The organism is Klebsiella sp. M041, assembly GCF_059759695.1.
This window is the reverse complement of the sequence record NZ_JCAXWU010000013.1, coordinates 93850-105814: the sequence shown is the minus strand read 5'-3', so window position 1 is coordinate 105814 and position 11965 is coordinate 93850. Positions and strand designations below refer to the sequence as shown.

12 protein-coding genes are annotated in these 11965 nt (G+C 55.4%); 9 read left to right on the top strand and 3 right to left on the bottom strand.

Annotated elements, in window-relative coordinates; translation table 11 throughout:
- Positions 1 to 61: 61 nt before the first annotated feature.
- Positions 62 to 1033, bottom strand: a complete 972-nt coding sequence (gene ispB, locus AC6CWS_RS17985; protein WP_023291123.1) for an octaprenyl diphosphate synthase — start codon at positions 1031 to 1033, stop codon at positions 62 to 64.
- 260 nt (positions 1034 to 1293) lie between these two features.
- Between ispB and rplU the strand changes: the two genes are divergently transcribed.
- From rplU to cgtA, 4 genes are all read left to right on the top strand, one after another.
- Complete coding sequence (gene rplU, locus AC6CWS_RS17980) at positions 1294 to 1605, top strand: 50S ribosomal protein L21 (protein WP_002918379.1); 312 nt, start codon at positions 1294 to 1296, stop codon at positions 1603 to 1605.
- A gap of 20 nt (positions 1606 to 1625) precedes the next feature.
- Positions 1626 to 1883, top strand: a complete 258-nt coding sequence (gene rpmA / locus AC6CWS_RS17975; RefSeq protein WP_002434222.1) for a 50S ribosomal protein L27 — start codon at positions 1626 to 1628, stop codon at positions 1881 to 1883.
- A 93-nt stretch (positions 1884 to 1976) separates the two neighbouring features.
- On the top strand, positions 1977 to 2942 hold the full coding sequence (locus AC6CWS_RS17970; RefSeq protein ID WP_004206187.1) for a DMT family transporter: 966 nt from the start codon (positions 1977 to 1979) through the stop codon (positions 2940 to 2942).
- A 15-nt stretch (positions 2943 to 2957) separates the two neighbouring features.
- Positions 2958 to 4136, top strand: a complete 1179-nt coding sequence (cgtA, locus tag AC6CWS_RS17965; protein WP_004206186.1) for an Obg family GTPase CgtA — start codon at positions 2958 to 2960, stop codon at positions 4134 to 4136.
- Between the two features lie 52 nt (positions 4137 to 4188).
- Here the strand turns inward: cgtA and dacB are convergent, their stop codons facing one another.
- The gene (gene dacB / locus AC6CWS_RS17960; protein ID WP_023291122.1) at positions 4189 to 5622 is read right to left on the bottom strand and encodes a serine-type D-Ala-D-Ala carboxypeptidase; all 1434 of its coding nucleotides are present in this window, start codon (positions 5620 to 5622) and stop codon (positions 4189 to 4191) included.
- A 235-nt stretch (positions 5623 to 5857) separates the two neighbouring features.
- On the opposite strand from dacB, the gene greA reads away from it, so the two are divergent.
- On the top strand, positions 5858 to 6334 hold the full coding sequence (greA, locus tag AC6CWS_RS17955; protein ID WP_002918375.1) for a transcription elongation factor GreA: 477 nt from the start codon (positions 5858 to 5860) through the stop codon (positions 6332 to 6334).
- A gap of 152 nt (positions 6335 to 6486) precedes the next feature.
- Here greA and yhbY read toward each other — a convergent pair whose 3' ends face one another.
- Positions 6487 to 6780: a ribosome assembly RNA-binding protein YhbY gene (gene yhbY, locus AC6CWS_RS17950; protein ID WP_002918374.1), complete on the bottom strand. Its 294-nt coding sequence runs from the start codon at positions 6778 to 6780 to the stop codon at positions 6487 to 6489.
- 123 nt (positions 6781 to 6903) lie between these two features.
- Between yhbY and rlmE the strand changes: the two genes are divergently transcribed.
- The 4 genes from rlmE (at position 6904) to glmM (ending at position 11842) form a co-directional block, all read left to right on the top strand.
- Positions 6904 to 7533: a 23S rRNA (uridine(2552)-2'-O)-methyltransferase RlmE gene (rlmE, locus tag AC6CWS_RS17945; protein ID WP_008806638.1), complete on the top strand. Its 630-nt coding sequence runs from the start codon at positions 6904 to 6906 to the stop codon at positions 7531 to 7533.
- Positions 7534 to 7632: 99 nt separating this feature from the next.
- On the top strand, positions 7633 to 9567 hold the full coding sequence (ftsH, locus tag AC6CWS_RS17940; RefSeq protein ID WP_004206183.1) for an ATP-dependent zinc metalloprotease FtsH: 1935 nt from the start codon (positions 7633 to 7635) through the stop codon (positions 9565 to 9567).
- 96 nt (positions 9568 to 9663) lie between these two features.
- Complete coding sequence (gene folP / locus AC6CWS_RS17935; RefSeq protein WP_065882607.1) at positions 9664 to 10512, top strand: dihydropteroate synthase; 849 nt, start codon at positions 9664 to 9666, stop codon at positions 10510 to 10512.
- Positions 10505 to 11842, top strand: coding sequence for a phosphoglucosamine mutase (glmM, locus tag AC6CWS_RS17930; protein WP_065882608.1), 1338 nt, complete (start codon positions 10505 to 10507; stop codon positions 11840 to 11842). The genes folP and glmM overlap by 8 nt, the downstream gene beginning before the upstream one ends.
- Positions 11843 to 11965: the final 123 nt, after the last annotated feature.

Genomic DNA, 11965 nt, shown 5'->3' with positions numbered 1-11965 from the left:
GGGAATGGGTTTTTACTGGAACTTTCCCGCGCATTGCGCGGGAAGGGGGAGGGGGAGGGGATTAATGATCGCGCTGAACCGCAATATGCGCCAGCCCGATTAAGGCTTCACGCCAGGGGGTGTCAGGGAGAACCTGCAGCGCGGCAATCGCTTTGTCAGCTTCTTCTTCGGCACGTTTCTGCGTCCATTCCAGCGAACCGCAGGCAGCCATCGTTTCCAGGACGGCATCCAGCAGATGGCGGCCGTTGCCCTGCTCGATTGCCCCGCGAATCATCGCCGATTGATCGGCGGTACCATGGTGCATGGCGTGCAGCAGCGGTAGCGTCGGTTTGCCTTCGTTGAGGTCATCACCGACGTTTTTACCAAGCCGCTCTCCGTCGGAGCTGTAATCGAGTAAATCGTCGATCAGCTGGAAAGCGGTGCCGAGATAGCGGCCATAATCCTGCAACGCGCGCTCTTCTTCCGCAGTGCAGTCGGCCAGTAATCCCGCACACTGCGAGGCTGCCTCAAACAGACGCGCCGTCTTGCTGTAGATGACGCGCATGTAGTTCTCTTCCGTGATATCCGGGTCATTGACGTTCATCAGCTGCAGCACTTCGCCTTCGGCAATGACGTTCACCGCTTCCGACATGACCTCGAGGATCTTCAGCGAGCCCAACTGGGTCATCATCTGAAAGGCGCGGGTATAGATAAAATCGCCGACCAGCACGCTGGCGGCATTGCCAAACGCCGCATTTGCCGTGGCTTTGCCGCGACGCATATCAGACTCATCGACGACGTCGTCATGCAGCAGGGTGGCGGTATGAATAAATTCAATCAGCGCAGCAATGGTGACATGCGCGCTCCCCTGATAACCCACCGCGCGGGCGGCGAGCACAGCAATCATCGGGCGAATGCGTTTGCCGCCGCCGCTGACGATGTAATAGCCTAACTGATTGATAAGCTGAACATCGGAGTTGAGTTGCTCAAGAATCGTCGCATTGACACCCGCCATATCTTGCGCGGTTAACTCATTGATTTTTTCTAAATTCATCGCAAAAGCCGGGCCAAATGTCCTGTTACCATGAATCCAGGTGGGATCACAGAAGGATTAAGACAGAATTAAAAGAAGTTATGATTGTACTGAAAAATTGCCGTAGATAAACGTTGTCGTGAAAGTTGTGTTTTTTTTCTGCATTGATCGCTAATCGCTCTTGTCAAAGGCTCGCGTTTTGCGTAATATTCGCGCCCTATTGTGAATATTTATAGCGCACTCTGAATCACACGAAGAGGTGCGCGGAAGCGGAGTTTTATATGTACGCGGTTTTCCAAAGTGGTGGTAAACAACACCGAGTAAGCGAAGGTCAGACCGTTCGCCTGGAAAAGCTGGACATCGCAACTGGCGAAGCTGTTGAGTTCGCTGAAGTGCTGATGATCGCAAACGGTGAAGAAATCAAGATCGGCGTTCCTTTCGTTGAGGGCGGCGTAATCAAAGCTGAAGTTGTTGCTCACGGTCGTGGCGAGAAAGTTAAAATCGTTAAGTTTCGTCGTCGTAAACACTATCGTAAGCAGCAGGGCCATCGTCAGTGGTTCACTGATGTGAAAATCACTGGCATCAGCGCCTAAGACCTGAGGAGTAGATTTAAATGGCACATAAAAAGGCTGGCGGCTCGACTCGTAACGGTCGCGATTCAGAAGCTAAACGTCTGGGCGTAAAACGTTTCGGCGGTGAAGCAGTTCTGGCAGGTAGCATCATCGTTCGTCAACGTGGTACCAAATTCCACGCTGGCACCAACGTTGGTTGCGGCCGTGACCACACTCTGTTCGCTTTGACTGACGGTAAAGTCAAGTTCGAAGTTAAAGGCCCGAAAAACCGTAAATTCATCAGCATCGTTGCTGAATAAGTTTTTCGCGTCCCGGTAACGGATGAAAGCCCCGCAACACGTTGCGGGGCTTTTTACATTCGTCTACCGGAAAATTTTTGCAGGGAAACAGGCATGAAGCAGCAGGCTGGGATTGGCATTATTCTGGCGCTTACCACCGCGATGTGTTGGGGAGCGTTGCCGATTGCAATGAAGCAGGTTCTTGAGGTGATGGCGCCGCCAACGGTGGTGTTTTATCGCTTCCTGATGGCCAGTATTGGCCTTGGCGCGATCCTCGCGATCAAAGGCAAACTGCCGCCGCTGCGAATTTTTCGCAAGCCGCGCTGGCTGGTCTTATTAGCGATTGCCACCGGCGGCCTGTTCGGTAACTTCATCCTGTTCAGTTCTTCCCTGCAGTATCTCAGCCCCACGGCTTCTCAGGTCATCGGCCAGCTATCGCCGGTAGGCATGATGGTGGCTAGCGTCGTGATTCTGAAAGAGCGCATGCGCGGCACCCAGGTGGTGGGCGCGTTAATGCTGCTCAGCGGGTTGGTGATGTTCTTCAACACCAGCCTGATTGAAATCTTTACCCGCCTGACGGACTACACGTGGGGGGTAATTTTCGGCGTTGCTGCCGCCACGGTGTGGGTAAGCTACGGCGTCGCGCAAAAGGTGTTATTGCGCCGTCTGGCATCACAGCAGATACTATTTTTGCTGTACACTTTATGTACGATTGCATTACTGCCGCTCGCTGAGCCAGGGGTGATATCCCGGTTAAGCAGCTGGCAACTGGCATGCCTGATTTTTTGCGGGCTGAATACCCTTGTCGGCTACGGGGCGCTGGCGGAAGCCATGGCGCGCTGGCAGGCGGCGCAGGTCAGCGCGTTAATCACCTTGACGCCACTGTTTACGCTACTGTTTTCTGATTTATTATCAATGGCCTGGCCCGATGTTTTCGCCAGACCGATGTTAAACCTGATTGGTTATCTCGGTGCGTTTGTCGTGGTTGCGGGCGCGATGTATTCCGCCATCGGTCATCGTCTTTGGGGACGTTGGCGTAAGCGAGAGGCGGTAGTACCGCTGCCCCGCTCAGGCGAATGATTTACGGAGAGTAAAATGAAGTTTGTAGATGAAGCAACGATCCTGGTCGTAGCAGGTGACGGCGGCAATGGTTGCGTAAGCTTCCGCCGCGAAAAATATATTCCGAAAGGCGGCCCGGACGGCGGCGATGGCGGTGACGGCGGCGATGTCTGGCTGGAAGCGGACGAGAATCTGAATACCCTGATCGACTACCGTTTTGAAAAATCTTTCCGCGCCGAACGCGGGCAGAATGGCCAGAGCCGCGACTGTACCGGTAAGCGTGGTAAAGACGTGACGGTAAAAGTGCCGGTCGGGACCCGGGTTATCGACCAGGGCACCGGCGAGACCATGGGCGATATGACTAAACACGGTCAGCGTCTGATGGTGGCGAAGGGCGGCTGGCACGGTCTGGGCAACACCCGTTTTAAATCATCCGTTAACCGTACGCCGCGTCAGAAGACCATGGGTACGCCGGGTGATAAGCGCGACCTGCAGCTGGAGCTGATGCTGCTGGCGGACGTCGGAATGCTCGGGATGCCGAACGCCGGTAAATCCACCTTCATCCGTGCGGTCTCCGCCGCCAAGCCGAAAGTGGCTGACTATCCGTTTACCACCCTGGTGCCAAGCCTGGGCGTGGTGCGTATGGACAATGAGAAGAGCTTTGTGGTCGCCGATATCCCGGGGCTGATTGAAGGCGCAGCAGAAGGCGCAGGCCTCGGCATCCGTTTCCTCAAGCACCTTGAGCGCTGCCGCGTATTGCTGCACCTGATCGACATCGAGCCTATCGACGGTTCTGATCCGGTTGAGAACGCGCGCATCATCATCGGCGAGCTGGAGAAATACAGCGAGAAGCTGGCCTCCAAACCGCGCTGGTTAGTCTTTAACAAGATTGACCTGATGGACAAAGCGGAAGCCGAAGCTAAAGCGAAGGCGATTGCTGAAGCGCTGGGTTGGGAAGAGAAATTCTACCTGATCTCCGCCGCCAGCCAGCAGGGCGTAAAAGATCTGTGCTGGGACGTGATGACCTTCATCATCGAAAACCCCATCGTGCAGGCGGAAGAAGAGCAGAAGCCGGAGAAAGTCGAGTTTATGTGGGACGACTATCACCGTCAGCAGCTTGAAGAGGCCGAAGCCGAAGTGGAAGATGACGAAGACTGGGATGACGACTGGGACGAAGACGACGAAGAAGGCGTTGAATTCATCTACAAACGTTAATCCTGACTTCTCTGGATCAAAAAGGGCCGCATCTGATGCGGCCCTTTTGTTTTTAGTTGTTCTGGTACAAATCTTTATAAAGCCGGCTTTCAAAGCGCACCAACGGTATGCGGCGGTTACGCTGATCGGCTGGCTCCACGGCGTAGCCGGAGAGGTATTGCACGAAGGCCACCTTTTGCCCGCTGGCGGTAGTGATGAAGCCCGCAAGGTTATAAACCCCCTGCAGCGACCCGGTTTTCGCCGAGACTTTGCCATCGACGCCCGCCTGATGGAGGCCGGCGCGATACTGCAGCGAGCCGTCATGGCCCGCCAGCGGCAGCATAGAGATGAAGTTGAGCTCGGTGTCGTGCTGGGCGATATACTGCAACACCTGCATCATGGTCGCCGGGGCGATCAGGTTGTGGCGCGACAGACCAGAGCCGTCGGCGATGATGGTGTTGCCGAGATCAACCCCAGCCTGTTGACGCAGGATCTGACGTACGGCATCGGATCCTGCCCGCCAGGTCCCTGGTACGCCGAACCGGGCATGACCGATGGTACGAAAAACGGTATCCGCAATCATGTTGTCGGATTTCTTCAGCATGATCCGCAGCAGATCGTGCAGCGGCGCCGACTGGGTGGTGGCTAATACCGTGCCGGGCTCATTGGCCAGCGTCTGACGCAGCAGCGTGCCGCTATAGGCGATCCCCGCCTGCTTCAGCTCTGCTTTAAGGATCGCCCCGGCGTAGCTGGCGCCATCCTGTATCGCGAAGGCCAGCGGCAGCGGTTCGCTACGCTGCGGCAGGCAGCCGGTGAGGGTATAGCGATTGAGGTCGCCCGGCACCACGTCCAGTTCGCAATACTGGGCTTCCGATGAGCCACGCGCCAGGGTGCGAACCTGACTGAACATGGTGACCGGATAATAGGAGGCGACGCGAATGAAGGCGAGATCGCCCGGCTTCTGCGCGCTATACAGCGAGACCGAGAAGCAGTTGCGGTCGACAATCGCCGCCGCAGGCGGAGCGCTGAAGCATTGTGTCAGGTCGTTCCACGGCCACCCCGGCGCTTTATCATGGCTGGCGAAGACCGAGGTATCGATAAGCACATTGCCGTCGATACGCTGCACGCCAGCTTTTTTCAGCGTCGCCACCATATTGCGAATATCCTGCCGCTTCAGCGTCGGGTCGCCGCCGAAGCGGGCGATCAGATCGCCTTTCAGCACGCCGCCGTCCAGTGAGCCTTTGGTTTCCAGCGTGGTGGTGAAACGAAAATCGGGACCCAGCTGCAGCAGGGCCGCCAGCGCGGTGATGACCTTTTGCGTACTGGCCGGAAGCGCCATTTGCTGGCTGTGATAGTCGATTTCCGGCGTCGATGCGCCGACCTTTTGCGCCATAAAGGCAAGGTTCGCACCGGCGGGAAGCTGGGTGATGTACTCGTCAATATTCGCCGCCTGAGCGCTAAGCGCTATACCGGCAGTCAATCCGATGATAAATCTGGGAAATCGCATAATCTCGCGCTAACAACCTGAAGCCAGGCCGTCATACTACGGTGCAACGCCCAGTAAAGTAAACGATGACCCATAATGAACTTCGGGGTAAAATACCTATCAAATGAAAAATTGCTGCTGACCTGGGGAGTGTTTCCCGGGTCGGTTTCTTTTTGCTCGTGTCCTGCCCGTGGACAGGACAGGTGGCGGAGCGGAGCTATCCGTTTCCTGAAGGAATGATAAAGAGGTATAACTAATGCAAGCGATTCCGATGACCTTACGTGGCGCTGAAAAACTGCGCGAAGAACTGGATTATCTGAAGTCTGTGCGTCGTCCTGAAATCATTGCCGCTATTGCTGAGGCCCGTGAACACGGCGATCTGAAAGAGAATGCCGAGTATCACGCCGCGCGTGAACAGCAGGGCTTCTGCGAAGGGCGTATCAAGGATATCGAAGCGAAGCTGTCCAATGCGCAGGTTATCGATATCACCAAAATGCCGAATAATGGCCGGGTGATTTTTGGCTCTACTGTCAGCGTGCTGAACCTCGATACTGACGAGGAACAGACCTACCGTATCGTGGGCGATGACGAAGCTGATTTTAAGCAGAATCTGATCTCCGTGAACTCGCCGATTGCCCGTGGTCTGATCGGTAAAGAGCAGGATGACGTCGTGACTATCCGTACACCGGGTGGGGAAGTGGAATACGAAATTACCAAGGTTGAATACCTGTAAGGCGTATTTCCCGCTACGATGTTTATAGATTGTAAAGAAAGGAAAAAGGCCGCATAGCGGCCTTTTATCAACGTCACGAGCATGGCATTTTGCTCGCCTGGCCACAGAAATCCCTCGTTTTACACAAAGTTGTGTCGGGATTGAGGATATTCTTAGCGTGGCAGCGAGATTTTACGCTCTGGCGTTGGGCGGTACAGAACCAGCGTTTTACCGATGACCTGTACGTTACAGGCGCCGGTTTCGCGCACGATGGCTTCCACGATCAAGGCTTTAGTTTCGCGATCTTCTGAGGCGATCTTCACCTTGATGAGTTCATGGTGCCCTAACGCTTGTTCGATCTCGGCCAGTACCCCTTCGGTCAAACCATTGTTGCCAAGCATAACTACCGGCTTGAGCGGATGTGCCAGACCTTTCAGGTGCTGTTTTTGTTTAGTACTCAGATTCATCGTATTTTTTTGCTTACGTTGGGATTGAAAACGGGTCATTCTACCGCCATCTCCCATATATCGCCAAACTACCGCGTCGATTTTTACGCAGTAAAGTACGATGAACCCGAACGGGAATGTTAAATGACAGGTAAAAAGCGTTCTGCCAGCTCAAGCCGCTGGCTTCAGGAACACTTTAGCGATAAATATGTTCAACAGGCACAGAAAAAGGGGTTACGTTCCCGTGCCTGGTTTAAACTTGATGAAATACAGCAAAGTGACAAAATTTTTAAGCCGGGGATGACGATAGTTGACCTCGGCGCTGCTCCCGGAGGCTGGTCGCAGTATGCGGTCACGCAGATCGGCAACAGCGGCCGCATCATCGCTTGCGATCTTTTACCAATGGATCCAATCGTTGGTGTGGACTTCCTTCAGGGCGACTTTCGTGATGAATTAGTCCTGAAAGCGTTACTTGAGCGAGTAGGCGACAGTAAAGTACAAGTGGTCATGTCCGATATGGCGCCGAATATGTGCGGAACACCGGCGGTGGATATTCCCCGGGCGATGTATCTGGTAGAACTGGCGCTTGAAATGTCTCGTGATGTATTAGCGCCAGGTGGTAGTTTTGTAGTGAAGGTGTTCCAGGGCGAAGGCTTCGATGAGTATCTTCGAGAAATTCGCTCCCTGTTTACGAAGGTCAAAGTTCGTAAGCCGGACTCTTCCCGCGCTCGTTCGCGTGAAGTGTATATTGTAGCGACCGGGCGTAAACCATAACCGGCAGATTTCAAATGAAAGTTTGAAAGAAACTGGATATAGCGTATCCTGACGCTGTTTTTAACACAGTTGTAATAAGAGGTTAATCCCTTGAGTGACATGGCGAAAAACCTAATACTCTGGCTGGTCATTGCCGTTGTGCTGATGTCAGTATTCCAGAGCTTTGGGCCCAGCGAGTCGAATGGCCGCAAGGTGGATTATTCTACCTTCCTGCAAGAGGTCAATCAGGACCAGGTTCGCGAAGCGCGTATCAACGGACGTGAGATCAACGTTACCAAGAAAGATAGTAACCGTTACACGACTTACATTCCGGTTAACGATCCGAAGCTGCTCGATAACCTGTTGACTAAAAACGTCAAAGTTGTTGGTGAACCACCAGAAGAGCCAAGCCTGCTGGCTTCCATCTTCATCTCCTGGTTCCCAATGCTGCTGTTGATCGGCGTCTGGATCTTTTTTATGCGGCAAATGCAGGGCGGCGGCGGAAAGGGCGCGATGTCCTTCGGCAAAAGCAAAGCCCGTATGCTGACGGAAGATCAGATCAAAACCACTTTTGCTGACGTTGCCGGGTGTGACGAAGCGAAAGAGGAAGTCGGCGAACTGGTGGAATACCTGCGTGAGCCGAGCCGCTTCCAGAAACTGGGCGGTAAGATCCCGAAAGGCGTCCTGATGGTCGGTCCTCCGGGTACCGGTAAAACGCTGCTGGCGAAAGCGATCGCTGGCGAAGCAAAAGTGCCGTTCTTTACTATTTCCGGTTCTGACTTCGTAGAAATGTTCGTCGGTGTTGGTGCATCCCGTGTACGTGACATGTTCGAACAGGCTAAGAAAGCAGCGCCTTGCATCATCTTCATCGATGAAATCGACGCCGTCGGCCGCCAGCGTGGCGCCGGTCTTGGCGGTGGTCACGATGAACGTGAGCAGACCCTGAACCAGATGCTGGTTGAGATGGACGGCTTCGAAGGTAACGAAGGCATTATCGTTATCGCGGCGACTAACCGTCCGGACGTTCTTGACCCCGCGCTGCTGCGTCCGGGCCGTTTTGACCGCCAGGTGGTGGTTGGCCTGCCGGATGTTCGCGGTCGTGAGCAGATCCTGAAAGTGCATATGCGTCGCGTTCCGCTGGCGCCGGATATCGATGCGGCAATCATTGCTCGCGGTACCCCTGGCTTCTCCGGTGCGGACCTGGCCAACCTGGTCAACGAAGCGGCCCTGTTTGCTGCCCGCGGCAACAAACGCGTCGTATCGATGGTTGAGTTCGAAAAAGCGAAAGACAAAATCATGATGGGTGCGGAACGCCGCTCCATGGTGATGACGGAAGCGCAGAAAGAGTCCACCGCTTACCACGAAGCGGGCCACGCGATTATCGGTCGTCTGGTGCCGGAGCACGATCCGGTGCACAAAGTGACGATTATCCCGCGCGGTCGTGCGCTGGGTGTGACCTTCTTCCTGCCGGAAGGCGATGCGATCAGCGCCAGCCGTCAGAAACTGGAAAGCCAGATCTCCACTCTGTACGGCGGTCGTCTGGCGGAAGAGATTATCTACGGTCCGGAACACGTTTCTACCGGCGCGTCTAACGACATTAAAGTGGCGACGAACCTGGCGCGTAACATGGTGACCCAGTGGGGCTTCTCCGACAAACTTGGTCCGCTGCTGTACGCGGAAGAAGAGGGTGAAGTGTTCCTCGGCCGCAGCGTCGCGAAAGCGAAGCATATGTCCGATGAAACCGCGCGTATCATCGACCAGGAAGTGAAATCGCTGATTGAGCGTAACTACGGTCGTGCTCGCCAGCTGCTGAACGACAACATGGACATTCTGCACGCGATGAAAGATGCGCTCATGAAGTATGAGACCATCGATGCGCCGCAGATTGACGACCTGATGGCTCGTCGCGATGTTCGTCCGCCAGCGGGTTGGGAAGAACCCGGTTCTTCTAACAACTCTGACAACAATGGCACGCCTCGTGCGCCGCGTCCGGTCGATGAACCGCGTACGCCGAACCCGGGCAACACCATGTCAGAGCAGCTGGGCGACAAATAAGCTGCCGCTGTTGATGTCTTGTTTTAACCTTAAAACCCCGGGGCGCCCGCTCCGGGGTTTTTCTTTTTTAACCTCTTCAGTCTCAGGGATTTTGTGATGAAACTTGTAGCCCAGGGCTCAACCCTCGATCTCTCTCACCCCCACGTGATGGGTATTCTTAATGTGACGCCTGACTCCTTCTCCGATGGCGGCGCCCATAATTCGCTGATTGAGGCGGTGAAGCATGCCAATCTGATGATCAACGCCGGGGCGACCATCATTGATATCGGCGGTGAATCGACGCGGCCAGGGGCGGCTGAGGTTAGCGTGGAAGAGGAGCTTGCGCGGGTGATCCCGGTGGTGGAGGCTATCGCCCAGCGCTTTGAGGTGTGGATCTCCGTGGATACCTCCAAAGCGGAGGTTATCCGCGAATCCGCCCGGGCAGGGGCGCATATCATTAACGATATTCGTTCGCTGACCGAACTCGGCGCGCTGCAGGCTGCGGCGGACACCGGGCTGCCGGTGTGTCTGATGCATATGCAGGGACAGCCGAAAACCATGCAGGAGGCGCCGAAGTATGAGGATGTCTTCGCCGATGTGGAGCGCTTTTTTAATGAACACATCGTGCGCTGCGAACAGGCAGGGATCGCAAAAGAAAAATTGCTGCTCGACCCGGGATTCGGTTTCGGTAAAAATCTCACCCACAATTATCAATTGCTGGCCAGGCTGGGAGAGTTTCATCGCTTTGGTCTGCCGCTGCTGGTCGGTATGTCGCGTAAGTCGATGGTAGGTCAGTTGCTGAACGTCGGGCCGTCGGAACGGCTTAACGGCAGCCTGGCGTGTGCCGTCATTGCAGCAATGCAGGGCGCGCAGATTATCCGCGTCCATGATGTCAAAGAAACGGTAGAAGCGCTGCGCGTGGTGGAAGCCACTCTCGCCGCTAAGGGAAAAAAACGTTATGAGTAACCGCAAGTATTTTGGCACCGATGGTATTCGTGGCCGCGTCGGCGATGCGCCGATCACTCCGGAATTTGTGCTTAAGCTCGGCTGGGCGGCGGGCAAAGTGTTAGCGCGTCACGGCTCGCGTAAAATTATCATCGGCAAGGATACCCGTATTTCGGGCTATATGCTGGAATCGGCGCTGGAAGCCGGGCTGGCGGCAGCGGGGCTCTCTGCGTCGTTCACCGGGCCAATGCCAACGCCGGCGATCGCCTACCTGACGCGCGCCTTTCGCGCCGAGGCGGGGATCGTCATCTCCGCTTCACATAACCCTTTCTACGACAACGGCATCAAGTTCTTCTCCATTGAGGGCACCAAGCTGCCGGATGATGTGGAAGAGGCGATTGAAGCCGAAATGGAGAAAGAACTCACCTGTGTGGACTCGGCTGAGCTGGGCAAAGCCAGCCGCATCGTCGATGCCGCGGGCCGCTACATTGAGTTTTGTAAAGGCACCTTTCCTAACGAACTGAGCCTCTCCACGCTGAAAGTGGTGGTGGACTGTGCGCACGGCGCAACCTACCACATCGCGCCCAATGTTTTCCGCGAGCTGGGCGCCCAGGTTATCGCGATGGGCTGCGAGCCTAACGGCCTCAACATCAACGAAGAGGTCGGGGCCACCGACGTGCGGGCGCTGCAGGCGCGCGTGCTGGCGGAAAAAGCCGATCTGGGCATTGCCTACGATGGCGATGGCGATCGGGTGATCATGGTTGACCACGAAGGCAATAAAGTCGATGGTGACCAGATCCTCTACATCATCGCCCGGGAAGGGCTGCGTCAGGGACAGCTGCGCGGCGGCGCCGTCGGTACGCTGATGAGCAATATGGGCCTGGAGCTGGCGCTCAAGCAGCTGGGCATCCCGTTTGCCCGCGCTAAGGTGGGTGACCGCTATGTGCTGGAGATGCTCCAGGAAAAAGGCTGGCGCATCGGTGCGGAAAACTCCGGCCATGTGATCCTGCTGGATAAAACCACCACCGGCGATGGCATCGTCGCCAGTTTGCAGGTGGTCGCGGCGATGGTACGCAACCACATGAGCCTGCATGACCTGTGCAGCGGCATGAAGATGTTCCCTCAGCTGCTGGTGAATGTGCGCTTTACCGAGGGCAGCGGTAACCCTCTGGAGAATGAGCATGTCAAAGCGGTGACCGCAGAAGTGGAAGCGGCGTTAGGTAAGCGTGGCCGCGTCCTGTTGCGTAAATCGGGTACGGAACCGCTGATCCGCGTCATGGTGGAAGGCGAGCATGAAGATCAGGTGCACGAGTTTGCGCATCGCATCGCCGAAGCGGTAAAAAGCGTCTAAGCTTGCCGGCTAAGTGGTTAAAAAGGCGGCGCTTGCCGCCTTTTTTATGATCGAATACCGGCTTTTTGCTGTTTTTTTCTGCAGTTGATACAATGTGTCGAAATTGCCCTTGCGAAGGTCATT